Genomic DNA, 16,055 nt, shown 5'->3' with positions numbered 1-16,055 from the left:
GATGATAGGGGATTATCCGATGACGGTTGCTACAATTCTTCTTCCTCCGCCCCGATTGCGGAACTCGCAGAGATAGATGCCTTGCCAGATACCCATGTTCAGACGCCCATTGGTGATGGGGATGGTGAGGCTGGTTCCGCTGAGGGTTGCCTTGGCATGGGCGGGCATATCGTCATCGCCTTCGCATGTATGTTGGTAATAAGGTTCTCGTTCTTTTACGAGGCGGTTGAAGATGGCTTCCATATCTGTCTGTACGTCAGGGTCTGCATTCTCGTTGATGGTGAGGCCTGCGCTTGTATGCTTGATGAACAGATGCAGGATTCCGGCAGGCGGAAGCGGCGGAAGGTTGCGTATAATCTCCTCTGTCACCAGGTGAAAGCCACGTCGGCGAGGGGTCAGGGTAAATTCTTTCTGTGTGGTCATAAATCATTGTTTTTTGTTTGTTGTTAGGAATGGCCTTGTCCGGCAGGGCAGTTCCACGGTGAATGTGCTTCCCACTCTCATTGTCGAATTTACGGTAATCACTCCGTTCATTTTCTCAACGATGGATTTGCAGATGGAGAGTCCTAATCCGGCACCTTGGGCAAAGGAGTCCACCTTTTCGAACCGTTCGAATATCATTCCCAGTTTGTCGGGGGGAATACCGCATCCAGTATCGGAAACACTGATTCTTATGCCGTCTGTGTCCGTTTCGTAGTACACTTCGATATGTCCCTGCACGGTGTTTTTTAGTGCATTCGATATGAAGTTGTTCAGTATCTGTTTGATGCGCATAGGGTCGTGCTCTATCTGGCCGGGGGCTGTCGGATGCCTGGCAAAGAGTTTCACTTTTGCCGGAACGTTCCGTTCGTACTCGGTAATACTTTCCTCGATGAGTTCTGCCGGATTGAACCATTCGGAATGGAGCTCTATATGTCCGGCCTCTATCTTGGAAAGGTCCAGAACGTCGTTGATTAGTTTGAGCAACAGTTGGTTGTTGTGGTTTATCAAAGAGATGTACTGTTCCCTTTCCTGCTCGTTTTCCACATAGTGCAGCAGGCTGGAGAAACCGATAATCGCATTTAGCGGCGTGCGGATTTCATGGCTCATATTGGCAAGGAAAGCGGATTTCAGCCGGTCTGCCTCTTCGGCCTTTTCCTTGGCTTGTATCAGCATTGCTTCCGTCTTCTTTAATTGGGTGATGTCATAATTGATGCAGATAATCTCTATGATGTTCTGTTCAGGCATGTAGCGTTCTACAATGATGTTGACGTGGGTCCACATGAAAGAACCGTCTTCTTTAAGAACACGTACTTCCCGGCTGAGCTTGTGTGCCAGTCCTCTCTTTACGTTCTGTAGGAAGTCAAGCATGATAGTACGGTCGTCTGGGTGGAGATGATTGTAGGTTCCGATGATTTCGGACAACGGTGTTTCTGTTTTCTCACCCAAGTTCTTGTACCAGCTGCGTTGGGCATAGCCTTGCTCATTAAGAAGGTCATAATTGGCATATCCCACTTTGGCATAGTCACCTATAAGCTCAAAGTGGCTCTCGAACTCTTGTATTTTGTTGTAAGCGACGGTCGTTTCCGTTTTGTCTGCGTTGATTAGCAGATAGTTGGTCAGGTTGTGATTATCGTCGTAAAGGCTTGTGACTTTGGTTACAAGGTCTATGGTGCCCGTCTTCTTCTGTGTCTTGTAGTAATTGCCTATTTTAGAGAAGTCATACCGGAAAGTGAAGTCTGCATTTTCATGTTTTCTTAACTTACTTTTCATCTCTTCCGGGAAAATCGGATTCTCGAAAATATTGATTCCAAGTAGATCTTCTTTCTGTTTGAGATGGAACATTTCCTGCTCTTTGTCATTCATATCTATCAATATTCCCTCTCGGTTATAGAGCTCAATTCCTACCGGAAGATATTTATAAATATTATGGAGGAGACGGTTACGCTCTTGTAAGGCTTGGGATGCCGATGACATGTCGGGACCGTCTTGTGTTTCGGCAATGCCGTAGATTTTGACATTATCGTTTTCGTCGGTTCTCTGTAGGCATACCTTGCTTCTTATCCACGTTGGACCCTCTACTGTGTTGAGCAGATATACAGTCTCTTGTGCCTGCCGGATATTGTTGAAGGAATGTGTGGTAGTATGCCGTTGTTCCTCTTTCAAAATACGTTTGTTGAAATCTTTAAAGCTGATGGTTCCATTCTCATCCAGTCCCAGCAACCGGGAGATATATCCGGAGCAAATGTAGCTTTCGGTCTTTAAATCAGCTTCCCACCATCCCATATTGGCATTGGTCATCATTGCTGACAGTAAGTCATAATCAAATTTAGAATTCATACCGGAATCTTTAATAGTGGTGTTTTTGTTCTGTCACAACAATTAAGATATTGACAAAGATACATTATTTCCAAATTAATATGTGATGAACGGAAATAAAAATAAGGGTTATATGTGTTTTGGGGAAATGGGAAAAAGGTACCCGAGTTTTTGTACTTGCCGGAATAAGACGTATATTTGTTGCAATTTTTACATCTTAACAAGAAAATGCCATGAAGCGTATTGGACTCTTTGTAATAGTTTTTTTCTGCATATCACTCTTACTCCATGCAAGCGGCCCGCGTGTCTTGTTTATCGGAGATTCTATCACGGACGGTAACTGGGGGAATGCCTGTGGGATGCCCAAACCGACTGCGGAGCGAAGTCTTTGGGATATGAACCATATTTATGGTAGCGGCTATATGTATTTGTGTGCAAGTCATTATCAAGGAGATTTCCCGGAAAAGGAATATGCTTTTTTTAATCGTGGCATCAGTGGAAACACTCTCAGGGATTTGGAGAAACGCTGGGAAGAGGATGTCATTGGAATGAAACCGGATGTGCTTTCCGTCTTGGTGGGGACAAACGATGTACATTACTATCTGCAGGGTGACAAAAAAGAGCCTTTTGATTTTGAAGGATGGGAGAAATGTTACCGTTCCTTGCTTGACCGTTCTTTGCAGGTCAATCCGGAATTGAAGATAGTGCTGGGCGCTCCTTTTGTTGCCAATGTCGGCAATATGCGCAAGAGTGGGGATTTTGCAGAACGTGACAGTCTGGTACGTCGCTGTGCCGCCATCGTAGAGAGGATAGCGAAAGACTATCAGACGGTATTTCTTCCTTATAATGCGATGTTCGATGAAATTCTCGGCACTGCTCCGGCTTCTCAAGGCACCTATTGGATTTGGGACGGTATCCACCCCACTCCTGCAGGGCATAAACGAATGGCTGATATGTGGATAAAGCGCGTGAATTTATAATTTATCAATAAAATAGAGAGTAATGGAAAAAGTGATTATCAACTCGTACGAGGATTTTGAAAAGCTGGTAGGCCAGCAAATCGGTGTTTCGGAATATGTAGAGCTTCCTCAGGAGCGTATCAATCTGTTTGCTGATGCGACATTGGACCATCAATGGATACATGTCGATACGGAACGTGCCAAAGTGGAAAGCCCTTTTAAGAGCACCATTGCACATGGGTATCTCACCTTGTCCATGTTGCCATATCTGTGGAATCAGATTATTGAAGTGAACAACCTGAAGATGATGATTAATTATGGTATGGACAAGATGAAGTTCGGTCAGGCGGTATTGTCCGGACAGAGCATCCGGCTGGTTGCCCATTTACAATCTCTGTCGAATCTGCGCGGCGTGGCAAAGGCGGAAATAAAGTTTGCCATCGAGATACAAGGTGAAAAGAAGAAGGCACTGGAAGGGGTAGCTATATTTTTGTATTATTTCAATTGATTATGCGTAAGATGGTATGCCCTCAATGCAAAGTGGGGGCATTTTTTGTGATGAATGGACAAGGTGAGCGCCTGCCGGTCTATATCTCTGACAAAGGCGAGATTGTGCCTAAAGACAGCACCTCTTCATTGGAAGGATACGACCTGGATACGGTTTATTGTTTGTGCTGTTCCTGGCGCGGGACTCCGAAGCGTTTGGTGAGATACTGATGGACATACTCCTGCCACAAATGGCAGAGTGCCGCTACGGGATGATATAACAGCATCCGTGGTCCGGCATACCGCATGACTTCACGCATCCGTTCTTTCATTTTGGGCTTGTAGCAGTGAATGCTGCATTGCCTGCAGGTGGATTTATTCTCACCGAAAGGACAGCGTGAAAGACGAGTGCGGGCATACCCCAGCAGTTCCTCGCATTGGGGACACAATTGCTTGTTACCTTCCTTTTTCCGGCAGTAGAGGCGGACCATCCGTTCTACTGTCCGTTTTTCCTGCTCGATACGGGACGGCATGTTTATTGTTTGGACTGCCAGCGTTTCAAGGTCGGGAAGAATTCTTTCATACCGGCAATGGCTTCCTCTTTAGTGAAATTCATTCCGGAATTCTTGTTGAATTCGTCGGTGAACTGTGCACAGTGTTCTATCATTTCGTCCATAGTGCAGTCTTGTGCAAAATTGCCGTGCTGGTAGCAATAGGTGCAATATTCCTCGTTGAGGCTACCGTCGGCATTGGTTCCGAGTACTTCTGCAGATGACAAGGGCATTCCGCAGCTTTGGCAAAGTTTAGCTTCCATAATGTGTGGAGTTAAGTGATATGCAAATATAGGATATTATTTTGGTTGAAGCGTCCTTTTCAGATAAATCATGTCTTTCAGTTGCTTGCCTCCTTCAAATATGGGGTGGTCGTAATTATCGATAAAGAAATCGGGTACCCGGTGTGAGTATGCAAATCCGCAGCTTTCATAGAAGGGGATGGTTAGCGGACTGTCTCCAGTGCCGACAAGCATAGTATGGCACCGGTCTTTATAATGTTCAAGAACGAATGCTATCAGTTGTCTTCCATATCCCTGGCGCTGGTATTCCGGATAGACAGCTATGCTCTTTATTTCGTAGATTCCTTTATCCTCGCAGGTGATTACACAAGACGCTTTGACTGTATCATTATCGGATAGGATGAACATCTCTCCCCGTTCCAGATAACGGTCAATCATGGACTCTTGTTCGTCGGCAAGCAGCAGCAGGTCAAGATATTGCTTTTTGTTGCCGGATATGGGATGTATTCTTATCATATTTCTGAATTTCTGGTGTGAAGTTAGTCATTTTCTATTGAATTACAATGGATATCTCTTTTTAACTGTTGAATGGTTGAGAGTTGCCGGTGAACAAAATCTGCCATACGCCGTTCTTCTCATAATATGATAATCTGATGAAGTTATGAGTAAGTTGAAATTCTCTTTTCTGGTTTTGATGCTGATGGTATCAGTCTCGGCTTCTGCCGATTGGGCACCTGCTGATGTACAAGCTGCACTGAAGAAAATGTATCCTACGGCAGATGATGTTGCCTGGTCGCATGATGAATCTTATTATGTGGCAGATTTCCTGATGAACGGTTTTGATACGAAAGTCTGGTTTGACGGGCAGGCGCAATGGGTAATGCAACAGACGGACTGGGAGACAATGGACGAAGTGCCCCCTGCCGTTTACAATGCTTTTGCCGCCAGTGAATATTCCGGAGGGATGGTGCAGAATGTCACTTGGGTACAGTTTCCCAAATGGCAGTCCATCGTGGCGGTAGAGGTAGGGATGGCAAATCTCCAGACGAAATATCAGATATTGTTTACCCCGACGGGCGAAATCATCCGTGCCCGTAATGTCACCTATACATACAATCCGCTCGGCGCAGCCACTTTCTTGTAACGTCTGTTCGCATACCTGCTGAATTTATCATATCTTTGCCTTCCCAAACCAGACTTTTATGGACAAAGACACTTTTCAGCAGGAGGTTTATAATGTAGTGGCCGCAATCCCTCCGGGGCGGGTGGTGACGTACGGACAGATAGCCTATCTTGTCGGAAGACCTCAATGTTCGCGCATGGTGGGACATGCTATGCACGATGTGCCCGACGGCATGTGTTTGCCCTGCCATCGGGTAGTGAACAGCCAGGGCAGGCTGGCACCGTGCTGGGCGGAACAGCGGGCTTTGCTGGAGGCAGAGGGCGTGACGTTCAGAAAGAATGGGTGTGTGGACATGAAAAAATGCCAGTGGGAATTCATGAAAGAGCAAATACAATAAGATTATGAAATTTATAGGTGCACATGTATCGGCCAGTGGGGGAGTGGAAGCGGCTCCCGTCAATGCCAGTGAGATAGGGGCAAATGCTTTTGCCTTGTTTACCAAGAACCAGCGTCAGTGGGTGGCAAGGCCGCTGACGGAGGAGAGTATCAGGGTGTTTAAGGAAAATTGCGGGAAGCTTGGCTTCGATTCCCGCTATATCCTGCCTCACGACAGTTATCTGATAAATTTAGGGCATCCCGAAGAAGAAGGGTTACAGAAAAGCCGTGCCGCTTTTCTGGATGAGATGCAGCGCTGCGAACAATTAGGGCTGAAGTTACTGAATTTTCATCCGGGCAGCCATCTGAATAAGATTTCCGTGGAAGAGTGTCTGGACAAGGTCGCTGAATCCATTAATCTTATATTGGGCAAGACGCACGATGTGGTGGCTGTCATAGAGAACACAGCCGGGCAGGGTAGCAATGTGGGAAACGAGTTCTGGCAGCTGGGACATATCATTGACCGGGTGGATGACAAGTCTCGCGTTGGAGTTTGCCTTGATACCTGCCACACGTATACAGCAGGCTATGATATAGTGAATGAGTATGACAAGGTGTTTGAGGAGTTTGACACAGCGGTAGGTTTCGGCTATCTGCGCGGTATACACCTGAATGACTCCAAGAAAGCACTCGGCTCCAGAGTAGACCGTCACGACAGCATCGGCAAGGGGCTGATAGGTATGGATTTCTTCCGGCGCTTTATGCAAGATGTGCGTTTTGACGGTATACCTATTATTTTGGAGACGCCCGATGAATCGCTTTGGGCAGAGGAGATAAAACTGTTGAGAAGCTTTGTCTCCTCTGATTGAGAGACTATGCCCTGAATACACATTCTATACGGTTGCCGTCCGGGTCGAGGACGACACTTTCAAAATATCCGTCGCCGGAGGTACGGGGCTCTCCTGCGATGGTATATCCCGCTGTGCGTAGCCGTTCTGTCTGTCGGAGGACAGCTTTCTGGCTGTCGAAGGCAAAGGCAAAGTGGGTCAGTCCCAGTCTGTTTTCCTCAATAGGGGTATTCTGTATGTCTGTACGGCTCATCAGTTCCAAATCCGTTCCTTCATCGAAGTGAAGGAAATAAGATTCGAATCCTTTTTGGGGGTTGATGTACTTTTCATTGCTGCTCCCGTTGAAGTAACAGGTGTAGAACTCTTTCATCTCTTCCAGTCGGAAGGTCCAGATGGCGATATGATGTATTCTCATGAGTCTGATTATTATGGTTTATAGGATCATCATTTATTGTATTACTTTGCTGATTATAAATCAGCAGACGGTCAGAATTCGGCTTCTTTGGTAATCTTTAGGGTTTCTCCCGTGATAGGATGGGTAAATTCCAAATACTCGGCATGCAGATAAAGCCGTTCTGCTTTCTTCCCGTAAAGTTCATCACCGATGATGGGGCAGTGCAAGCCAAGCGGGTGTGCTGCATGTATACGTAGCTGATGGGTTCTTCCCGTGCGCGGATAGAAAGCGATACGGGTCCGCTTTCCGTCCAGACGTTCCAGAACTTGATAATCGGTGATGGCGGGCTTCCCGTGTTCGGTGTGTACCATTTGCCGTGGGCGGTCAAGTGGATTCAGGCAAAGCGGGAGGTCGACCGTACCTTTGTCCTCTGGGACGATACCTTCGAGCAGTGCGACATAACGTTTCCTGACCAGGCGGTTCTTGAATTGGGCTTGAAGGTTCTGGTGTACGCGCTTGCTCTTGGCAATGAGCATTAAACCGGAAGTGCCCATGTCGAGACGATGTACCGTCAGGGGACCGTCAGCTTCGGGATATTGCCTGCGCATCAGGCTATAGACGGAGACTGCATCTTCCTTGCCGGGAACAGACAGCATTCCTGCTGGTTTGTTGATGACCGAAAGCCATGGGTCCTCATAAACAATCTCCAAATTTTGGGAGGGTACCTGCATTCTTTTCAACATGGGGTTTTCCTCTACTTGTAGACCTTGCAGCATGTGTTGCAGTATAGGTTCGCACTTTCCTTTGCAAGCCGGATAATAGTGGCCGTGATGGCGTATCTCTGTCTTGGGGGAATCACCCCACCAGAACTCGGCCATGGCAATAGGTTTCCATCCGTGCAGATAAGCTTGTTGCAGCAGTTTGGGGGCTGCGCATTCACCCGCACCGGCAGGAGGTGTCTTGTGCACGGTCTGCCCGAATATCTCACAGAGATTCTTGACTTCTCCCCGGTAGTTCAGCATCCCGAACTGTTCGAATAGCTTTTGCTGCAATGCTGCAGAGCGGGTTTTACGTTCAGACTTCAATGCTGAAATCCGTCTTTCCCAGTCTTCTGTCTGCGTTTGTAGTGTGGTAATCCTTGCTTTCCATGAACGTTCCAGACGTTTATATTCCGCCTTTTGGAACTGGCTTTCCCGTATCAGTTCGGCTTCTTCCTGCGCATTGAGTTCTTTTTCTTTTCTGCGCTGTTCTCTGGCTGTTTTGGCTTCTTTCAACTGTGCTTTGGCTGTTGCCAGTATGTCTTCTGCCAACCGGATGGTTCGGGCAAACTCTGCTGATAAGGCAGCATATGCTTTGTCATTTTCCAGTTGCCGGATGTTGCGGTTGATGGAAGATATGTTCTCTTCTTCTATCTTGAAAAAGCCTTGTGGCTGTAGCAAGTCATATACGGGAGGAACAAAAAAGGGGTGTAGGTTCTTTCCGGCCAATATGCCTGAGAATGCGGCTAAATATCCGGTTTCTTCATGCTCGGTCTGTACAATCAGCACCCCGAACATTTTGCCTTGGCGCAGTTCGTCCTTCCATGCAGTTTGTCGGGTAAGATAGCTTTGTACTTCTTTGGCTGCCAATATACATAATGGGTGCGGAGTATAGCAGAAAGGATAGGTGAACCTTTCCGGAAGCGGAATGTCGGTTATGGAAGTAGTAAAACGGTGCAACATGATGTTGCAAAGATACTACTTTTCTCTTATAACGGCCGTTTGTACTGTAAATCTTTCTTTCGTTATTATTTTTAGAAGCGGTAGTCTTGTTCGATGTATGTCATATATTCGTCGTAACTGATGTGCCTGCCTCCCATTGTCTTGAGGTGAGGAGTTTCGAACTGGCAATCTATCATGACGCCTCCATGTTCCCTGAAGAATTGAGCAAGATGGATGAGGGCCAGCTTCGAGGCGCTGGGAACGAGTGAGAACATACTCTCTCCAAAGAAGCAACGTCCCAGGGTCATTCCGTACAGCCCACCGACCAATTGCTCTTCTTCCCACACTTCCACGCTGGCGGCGAAGCCTTGTTCGTGCAGGTGCGTATAGGCTTCCATCATCTTCCTTCCGAGCCAGGCCCCTTCTTGTTCCATCCGCAATTCTCCGCAGGTTTGTATGACGTCTTCGAAAGCCTCGTTAAAGGTGATCTCGTACTTTCCTTTGTTGATGAGCGTACGCATGGAGTGGGAGATATGGATTTCGTCTGGAAAGATGACAAAGCGGTCCATCGGGCACCACCATTGTATCAATTCTTCTCGAAATGCGTACCAGGGGAATATACCGTTGGAGTACGCCAGGATGAGGCGGTCGATAGAGAGGTCACCGCCCACGGCGAGCAACCCGTCGGGATCACCGTAGTGAGGATCGGGGAAAGCAAGTTTATCCGTCAGTTGAAAGACCATATCGTTATTCGGTTGTGGGTTGTAGTTTCAATGCTCCGTTTTCCACTTGTACGGATACTTTTCCTCCCGCCTTCAGTGTGCCGAACAGAATTTCTCGCATCAATAGAGGCTTCAAGTGCGAGGCTATCACGCGGTCCATCTTCCGGGCGCCGTATTCGGGGATAAAGCCCCGTTGGAGCAGCCATTCGTGTGCTTCCTGGCTCAATTCCATTTCCACCTGACGGGAGGACAGTTTGCTGCCCAGTTCTCCGAGTTTCTTGTCAAGGATAAGTGATGCCATCGGGCGGTCCATGTCATGGAAGACCACCGTGGCAGAGAGGCGGTTGATGAATTCGGGCTTAAAGGTTTTCTTGACTTGTTTCAGCATGGCTTCTCCGGCGGTGACCTGACTGTTGAAGCCGATGGACGCTTGGCGGGCATATTGTGCTCCGGCATTGGAGGTCATGATGAGGACCACGTGGCGGCAGTCGGCTTTCCGCCCTTTGTTATCGGTCAGTACGGCATAGTCCATTACTTGCAGCAGGATGTTGAATACGTCGGGATGCGCTTTTTCTATTTCGTCGAGCAGCAACACGCAGTTTGGGGTCTTGCGTATGGCGTCGGTCAGCAGGCCGCCGTCCTCGTAACCCACGTAGCCGGCAGGCGAGCCAATCAGTTTGGCTACGGTATGCTTTTCGGTATATTCACTCATGTCGAAACGTTGCAGGGCGATGCCCAGCTCGGCGGCGAGCACTTTGGCAACCTCGGTCTTTCCTACTCCGGTGGGGCCTACAAAGAGCAGGCTTGCCATCGGTTTGTTTTCGTCCAGCAGCCCGGCTTTGGACATTTGCACAGCTTCCACCACCTGACGGACGGCTTCTTCCTGCCCGTAGATGCGGGAGCTGATGCGTTCGTGCAGGCTTTCCAAGGCGGTGGTGTCCTCCTCTTTCATGGCGAGGGCATTGACTTTGCAGGTACGTGCCAGTATGTCGGTTATCAGTGCCTTGTCCACGGTCTGTTCTCCGGAGTCTGCGGGATGTATTTCCCGGTAAGCTCCTGCTTCGTCCACCAGGTCGATGGCTTTGTCGGGCAGGAAACGGTCGCTGATGTAGCGGGCGCTTGCCTTTACGGCGTAGGGGATGACGTCGGGCTCGTAGGTGACGCCGTGGTAGGTTTCGTATTTCTCTTTCAGGCCTTCTACGATATGTATGGCTTCTTCAATGCTCGGTTCCAGTATGTCTATCTGCTGGAAGCGGCGTACCAGTCCCTTGCTGCGTGCGAAGTAGCGGTTGTACTCGTCGTAGGTGGTGGAACCGATGAAACGTATTGCCCCGGTTTCCAGATAGGGTTTCAGCATGTTGGAGGCATCCATGGAGCCTTCACCCGTGCGTCCGGCGCCTATCAGGTTGTGTATCTCGTCGATGTAGACGATGGCATTTCCCTCACGACCGATGCCTTCCATGATACTTTTCAGCCGCTTCTCGAAATCGCCGCGATATTGTGTGCCTGCCAGTAGACTGCCCAAGTCCAGCTCATAAATGCGGAAGCCGGCAAGCCGTTCGGGGACGTTGCCCGCTTCGATACGGGCGGCAAGCCCATAGGCAAGGGCTGTTTTGCCTACACCGGGTTCGCCCACATGCAACGGGTTGTTCTTTTCTTTGCGGCAGAGCACTTGTATGGTTCGCTCCAACTCCATCTCCCTGCCGATAAGCGGGTTGTGGCCTGCCAGATGGTCGTTGAGGCAGGTCACGTAGTTACGCCACGGTTCTGTTTTCTCTTGTTCATCGGGAGATGGCGTACCGCCTGCTTCTTCTGCCAGCTCCGCTTCTTCGTAGTGGGTGATGAGCAGGCTGAGGAATTCGGGCAGGTCGCCGCCGACTGCTTCCTTCAGGAAATGGCATGCCCAGGAATCTTCCAGTTGCAGCAAGCCTTGTATCAGATGAGGAACATCCAGCTCTTCGGCGCTGGAATACTCTGTCACCGTATAGGCATGTTGCAGGAGTGAGCTGAGCTGGACGGAAAGTCCCAACTCGTATTCCACATTGTCGGGGACAGTGTCCACTTCTTCCGTCAGATAGTTTTCCAGCGAGATGCTGAGCTCCACATAATTGTAGAAGGTATCTTGCAGGGTGTGGATAAAGGGTTCCTGCTCTATAATGGCGCTCAGCAGATGTTCGGGCATGATGAACTCGTGCCGGTAAGACTCGGCCTTTCTTTGTGCGGAAGCGAATGCTTGGTTTACGAATATCGTATTTTTTATATCCATATTGTTTCTTTCTTCTTATTCTTCTTCCTCCGGGGTGACGGTGAGCCGGAGGGGGAAACCTTCATTGCGTGCCATGCGGGTGGCTTTCTGTACTTTGGAGTGGGCGATGTCGTATGAGTAGATGCCCACTACCGCGGAGTTGCTCTTGTGCACCTGCAGCATCAGTGTTTCCGCTTCTGCCGATGATTTGTAAAAGACGGTGGTGAGTACTTTTACCACAAACTCCATGGTGGTGAAGTCATCATTGTAGATGGTGACTTTGAAGCGTCGGGGTTCCCGTAATTCTATGCGTTCTTTTTCTTTGAAAGAAGATTGCTGTTGTTCCATTTCTTTTTAAAAACTACTGTTAAGACATTGTTCTACCGTTGTGTGGGCAACGAAAACTCCTGCCAGTCATATTCGTCCCCATACTCGTCGGCTATGGCTATGCGTATGGTGACGTTACCCGTCTTTATCCGTTCTCCGGCACTGATGTTGGCGGTGTATTTCACACCGTTGTGCGGAGTTATTTGCTCTATCATGACCGACGGTGATATGTAAATGCGCTTCATGCCCGTGGTTTCCGCCACCACCGGCACTACGTTGTAGGCTGTTTTGTTTCCTTCGTTCATGATTTCAAAAATCACTTTACAGTTTTCGCCCGAATTGATGACGTGGTTGCGGCTGTCGTCAATGAAACGTATATTCCGTATCCTCAAGTGGTCGATGGCCGATGCTTGCGGCTGTCTTCCGGATTGCGGGGGATAGGGCTGTGTCCTTTCTATCCGGTAGCTGTACTCCTCCTGCTTTTTGGGGGCTGTGGCTGCATTGGCAATGGCAGCTCCCGCAATGGTTCCTATGATGGTGCCGATGGCGGAACCCCGGTATCCTCCTCGCCAGCCTCCGTTACTGTCACCTATCAGCCCGCCGATGGCACCGCCTACATTACTTCCGATGGCAGCTCCTGCGAGCACTGCGTTAGGGTCGCCTGCAGCCATCTGGCTTGTGCCGCATCCGCTGAGGATGATGGTTGCTGCCAGGATTCCTATAAAAGACTTTTTCATGTTCATATCCTATAATTATTATGTTGGGCAGATTGTTTTATAAAAGGGCTATTCCCGATAAATCATCTTTTTGGTCATGCCTCCGTCAATGGTGATGTTTTCGCCATTGATGAAGTCGTTTTCGTCTTGACATAGGAATAGGCACATACGGGCAATATCTTCCGGTTTGCCAACCCGTCCGGAGGGATGTTGTGAATGGTCTTCTGCCCGTAATTGTTCATAATCGTGTGTCTGAATCCAGCCCGGAGAGATGGAGTTGACCGTGATGTGCCACTCTGCAAGCGATAAAGCCAACGCATGCGTCAATGAATAGATACCTCCTTTGGAAGCTGCATATCCTTCACTGCCCGGTTCACTCATCAGATAGCGGGTAGAACAGAGATTAATGATTCTTCCGTAGGTATTCGTGCTGTTTTGACTTTTGCGGTGTACTGCCAACGCATGTGAAGTAATGAATACCGGACGTAAATTCACAGACAATATTTTATCGAACGTCTCCACACTCGTTTCTGTGATGGGAGAGAATTCACTGATGCCGGCATTGTTTATAATGATGTCAATATCCCCCCATTCCTTGAAAATATTTTGCAGGCAAAGTTCCAATGCTTCTTTGCTGTTTAGGTCGACGGGGTGAAATTGTGCTCCGGTGGCTTGGGCGGTTTGTTGTCCTTCCAGTTCATTCTTGTCACAAAAGGCTACTTGGTAATTAAGCTTGCAGAAGGCTTCTACAATGGCTTTGCCAATCCCCCCGGCACCTCCGGTCACGAAAACTTTCTTTCCGCCTTTTTTGAGGGGAAGTGTCGGCTTATGTAGCGTTTGTACCTTGCCGGATTTTTTCGCTTTCTCCCAAGCTGCTTTGCGTGCCTGGTATTGCTCGTACTGATTTTCAAGATAATTATCGGCCATATATGTTTCCGGTTTTATTGTTTAACTACGGCGTGTGTCACTTCGTACCCGATGACTACTGCCAGTCCGTTCTGTTTTAGGTATTGTCCGATGGCGGGTACGTAACCGCATCCGTTCAATATGAGCAGGGAGGTGGTCAGTATAGCAATCTGTTTCTTCATGTCATTTTGACTTTATTTGGTTTAATGTTACAAAGGTAGAGAAAGTATTGAAAAGGCTATAGGGGTAGCATTATGTTTTCTTTCCTTTTGTCATATTATTTTTTTCAATGTGGTGATTCACCTCTCCATTAATGAGAGTTATATGATGGCTTTTACTGATTTTTCCTACTTTTTGTTTGTGGCTTTTCCCACTTTTACGAAATAAGTTACATATTTCTGTAATTAGAGCTGTCAAAATGGCTATAATGATGGGAACTAACCACTCTTTATTATTTTGTATGAATTCTACTGGATTGCTCATATTTGTATGTATTTATTAAAGTTAGATATGGATAACGGTGATGAATGAGTGAGTTTCCCTATGATTTTTGTTCCAATATATAATCCTAAGATACTTAAACTTAATCTTGTTAATGTAGAACTATTTAGTAGATTGAATACTTGCTCCCAGTTCTTATTTAAATTACAAAAATAGTTTCTGACTTCTGTGGCTGTAAACGGTGGCATTTCCTTTTTAAACTCTTCAATCAAAGGAATAAGATATTCTTGTTCTCTAACTTTTAATTTTTTATAGAAAAGATCACTGTTTACCTCTGTAAAAGAAAGTGTGTCTTCTTCGTGAGACGTACAAAACATACAACTTCCCATATCGTTTACTGCATTCATAATTTCGGGATGAATTGATTTGAAGTCCTCTAAAAAACGTCTGTCTATTTTTTGCCTGAAGAATAAATCATATTGTTTCAGTAAATGATTCTCAAAAGTATCTATCGGATAAAAACCAGAAATATTCATGGTAGCATTTCTTTGAATTATATACTCGATATCAATGGTCTTAATATTGTAAGCTATGTCAACAATGGGGGAGAGTTGTTTGAAAAACAGTTCCAGCATAAATGAAATAGAAGGATTGACCATCTGCTGTCTAAGCATCATGAAGGTAATCAAAGCAGATGTTGATGCATTTAGGTTAGGTATAAGTTTTATCGCTTCGTTTAATATGGCTTTTTCTGTTGATATGTTTTGAAAATTTAGTCTGTCAATTAAAACGTCTATAATAAACTCTTTTGCTCTTTTATCTTCTGTGGAAATATATTCAATTAGGGTATCATGTAAAAAGGCTTGCATAGATAAAGACTGGAACCTTTCAGTCAGGTGTTTTTGTTGTTCTTTTGCTAGCTTTTCAAGAATACTTTTTATACACTCTTCAATTTCTTGTTTAGCTTGTTCTATGGCTGTGGTAGTGTATTTATCAAAGTCTGTCCGTAGGATTTCGAGGCAAGAGGTCTGGAGGTCTTTAGAGATTTGCCCATCAATTGTTAGATTTCCATTGATAATAACTACATTATTAGAGTTCTCAATCTTTCCAATGTACTGTATTTTATTGTTGTCTAACATATTCAGTTGTTTTTGATTTTTTTTACTCTATTGAGTCATGTGGTATATTCACATGCTTCACCAATAGACTTATCTTTTCTCCGAATAAGTTCACTATATTGATACAAGATAACCTTCATCTCTCTTCCTTCTTTTTTCCTTGAATTCTCTTTACTTGTTCCTCTATTTCCTCAATCGAAGGCAGTTGACTTTTAATATCTTCGGGAATCAGCTTAGACAGCTCATACTCTGATATGCCGATAGGCTGATTTGTTGATTCCAGTGCATATTGCGCCATTACTTGGTTTTTTGTCTTGCAGATAAGCAAGCCGATGGTGGGGTTATCGCCAGGTTTACATTTTAGATGGTTTACGGCACTGATATAAGTACCGAGTTGACCTATAAATTCAGGTTTGAACTTCTGCACTTTTAGCTCGATTACGCAATAACAACGCAGTTCCAAGTGGTAGAAAAGCAAGTCGGGATAGATTGTTTCATCGCCTACTTCCAAAGGCATTTGACGTCCTACGAATGCAAATCCTTTACCCATTTCTTATGCCAACAAATTTATTATGCAAAGTGACTTAAACTAAATCACAGCTAC

The 16,055-nt window shown here is 46.5% G+C and carries 22 protein-coding genes; 6 read left to right on the top strand and 16 right to left on the bottom strand.

From position 1 onward, the window contains the following. Positions 1–12 precede the first annotated feature (12 nt). Entirely contained in the window at positions 13–423 is a 411-nt protein-coding gene (locus tag DWY57_RS08485; protein ID WP_117966183.1) for a secondary thiamine-phosphate synthase enzyme YjbQ, read from the bottom strand. A gap of 3 nt (positions 424–426) precedes the next feature. After that, positions 427–2,319 (bottom strand): PAS domain-containing sensor histidine kinase, encoded by a 1,893-nt coding sequence (locus tag DWY57_RS08480; RefSeq protein ID WP_119961598.1) that lies wholly within the window; start codon positions 2,317–2,319, stop codon positions 427–429. 212 nt (positions 2,320–2,531) lie between these two features. Between DWY57_RS08480 and DWY57_RS08470 the strand changes: the two genes are divergently transcribed. From DWY57_RS08470 to DWY57_RS21275, 3 genes are read left to right on the top strand one after another with little or no spacing between them, the layout of a single operon-like run. Then, positions 2,532–3,278 (top strand): SGNH/GDSL hydrolase family protein, encoded by a 747-nt coding sequence (locus DWY57_RS08470; RefSeq protein ID WP_117966178.1) that lies wholly within the window; start codon positions 2,532–2,534, stop codon positions 3,276–3,278. Positions 3,279–3,300: 22 nt separating this feature from the next. Further along, the gene (locus DWY57_RS08465; RefSeq protein ID WP_005826461.1) at positions 3,301–3,765 is read left to right on the top strand and encodes a MaoC family dehydratase; all 465 of its coding nucleotides are present in this window, start codon (positions 3,301–3,303) and stop codon (positions 3,763–3,765) included. 2 nt (positions 3,766–3,767) lie between these two features. Beyond that, positions 3,768–3,974, top strand: coding sequence for a hypothetical protein (locus DWY57_RS21275; RefSeq protein ID WP_009036627.1), 207 nt, complete (start codon positions 3,768–3,770; stop codon positions 3,972–3,974). Here the strand turns inward: DWY57_RS21275 and DWY57_RS08455 are convergent. The 3 genes from DWY57_RS08455 to DWY57_RS08445 are packed head-to-tail and all read right to left on the bottom strand — an operon-like array spanning position 3,920 to position 5,052. Continuing rightward, the gene (locus DWY57_RS08455) at positions 3,920–4,276 is read right to left on the bottom strand and encodes a nitrous oxide-stimulated promoter family protein (protein ID WP_117600686.1); all 357 of its coding nucleotides are present in this window, start codon (positions 4,274–4,276) and stop codon (positions 3,920–3,922) included. The two genes, DWY57_RS21275 and DWY57_RS08455, sit on opposite strands and share 55 nt — an antisense overlap. Positions 4,277–4,278: 2 nt before the next feature. Further along, a complete protein-coding gene (locus DWY57_RS08450) occupies positions 4,279–4,557 on the bottom strand; it encodes a zinc ribbon domain-containing protein (protein WP_117600687.1) in 279 nt (92 codons plus the stop codon). A 36-nt stretch (positions 4,558–4,593) separates the two neighbouring features. Beyond that, positions 4,594–5,052 (bottom strand): GNAT family N-acetyltransferase, encoded by a 459-nt coding sequence (locus tag DWY57_RS08445; protein ID WP_005835863.1) that lies wholly within the window; start codon positions 5,050–5,052, stop codon positions 4,594–4,596. Positions 5,053–5,197: 145 nt separating this feature from the next. Between DWY57_RS08445 and DWY57_RS08435 the strand changes: the two genes are divergently transcribed. From DWY57_RS08435 to nfo, 3 genes are read left to right on the top strand one after another with little or no spacing between them, the layout of a single operon-like run. Then, a complete protein-coding gene (locus DWY57_RS08435; protein WP_005835865.1) occupies positions 5,198–5,680 on the top strand; it encodes a PepSY-like domain-containing protein in 483 nt (160 codons plus the stop codon). Between the two features lie 58 nt (positions 5,681–5,738). Next, complete coding sequence (locus DWY57_RS08430; protein WP_005826471.1) at positions 5,739–6,056, top strand: MGMT family protein; 318 nt, start codon at positions 5,739–5,741, stop codon at positions 6,054–6,056. 4 nt (positions 6,057–6,060) lie between these two features. Beyond that, entirely contained in the window at positions 6,061–6,903 is an 843-nt protein-coding gene (gene nfo / locus DWY57_RS08425; RefSeq protein WP_005835868.1) for a deoxyribonuclease IV, read from the top strand. A gap of 4 nt (positions 6,904–6,907) precedes the next feature. On the opposite strand, the gene DWY57_RS08420 is transcribed toward nfo, so the two are convergent. The 11 genes from DWY57_RS08420 to DWY57_RS08375 form a co-directional block, all read right to left on the bottom strand. Continuing rightward, positions 6,908–7,297, bottom strand: a complete 390-nt coding sequence (locus tag DWY57_RS08420; protein WP_117600690.1) for a VOC family protein — start codon at positions 7,295–7,297, stop codon at positions 6,908–6,910. Between the two features lie 71 nt (positions 7,298–7,368). After that, the gene (locus DWY57_RS08415) at positions 7,369–8,997 is read right to left on the bottom strand and encodes an RluA family pseudouridine synthase (RefSeq protein ID WP_165853591.1); all 1,629 of its coding nucleotides are present in this window, start codon (positions 8,995–8,997) and stop codon (positions 7,369–7,371) included. Between the two features lie 71 nt (positions 8,998–9,068). After that, complete coding sequence (gene aat, locus DWY57_RS08410) at positions 9,069–9,719, bottom strand: leucyl/phenylalanyl-tRNA--protein transferase (protein ID WP_119961597.1); 651 nt, start codon at positions 9,717–9,719, stop codon at positions 9,069–9,071. Positions 9,720–9,723: 4 nt separating this feature from the next. Next, complete coding sequence (locus tag DWY57_RS08405; protein ID WP_119961596.1) at positions 9,724–11,964, bottom strand: AAA family ATPase; 2,241 nt, start codon at positions 11,962–11,964, stop codon at positions 9,724–9,726. Positions 11,965–11,979: 15 nt separating this feature from the next. After that, on the bottom strand, positions 11,980–12,291 hold the full coding sequence (locus tag DWY57_RS08400) for an ATP-dependent Clp protease adaptor ClpS (protein ID WP_005826483.1): 312 nt from the start codon (positions 12,289–12,291) through the stop codon (positions 11,980–11,982). Positions 12,292–12,323: 32 nt separating this feature from the next. Beyond that, entirely contained in the window at positions 12,324–13,013 is a 690-nt protein-coding gene (locus DWY57_RS08395) for a glycine zipper family protein (RefSeq protein ID WP_117713553.1), read from the bottom strand. A 42-nt stretch (positions 13,014–13,055) separates the two neighbouring features. Then, positions 13,056–13,913 (bottom strand): SDR family oxidoreductase, encoded by an 858-nt coding sequence (locus tag DWY57_RS08390; RefSeq protein WP_005826485.1) that lies wholly within the window; start codon positions 13,911–13,913, stop codon positions 13,056–13,058. Positions 13,914–13,927: 14 nt separating this feature from the next. Beyond that, positions 13,928–14,074, bottom strand: a complete 147-nt coding sequence (locus DWY57_RS20870; protein WP_005826486.1) for a hypothetical protein — start codon at positions 14,072–14,074, stop codon at positions 13,928–13,930. Between the two features lie 70 nt (positions 14,075–14,144). Beyond that, entirely contained in the window at positions 14,145–14,375 is a 231-nt protein-coding gene (locus DWY57_RS08385; protein ID WP_005826487.1) for a hypothetical protein, read from the bottom strand. Beyond that, on the bottom strand, positions 14,372–15,472 hold the full coding sequence (locus tag DWY57_RS08380; RefSeq protein ID WP_005826488.1) for an LPO_1073/Vpar_1526 family protein: 1,101 nt from the start codon (positions 15,470–15,472) through the stop codon (positions 14,372–14,374). Before DWY57_RS08380 ends, DWY57_RS08385 begins: the two co-directional genes overlap by 4 nt. A gap of 115 nt (positions 15,473–15,587) precedes the next feature. Then, positions 15,588–16,001 (bottom strand): PDDEXK nuclease domain-containing protein, encoded by a 414-nt coding sequence (locus tag DWY57_RS08375; protein WP_243634660.1) that lies wholly within the window; start codon positions 15,999–16,001, stop codon positions 15,588–15,590. Positions 16,002–16,055 lie beyond the last annotated feature (54 nt).

This window comes from Bacteroides sp. AF25-5LB (assembly GCF_003602965.1).
GTDB classification, from domain to species: domain Bacteria; phylum Bacteroidota; class Bacteroidia; order Bacteroidales; family Bacteroidaceae; genus Bacteroides; species Bacteroides uniformis.
The sequence above is the reverse complement of the archived record's forward strand: the minus strand, read 5'-3'. Positions and strand labels throughout refer to the sequence as shown.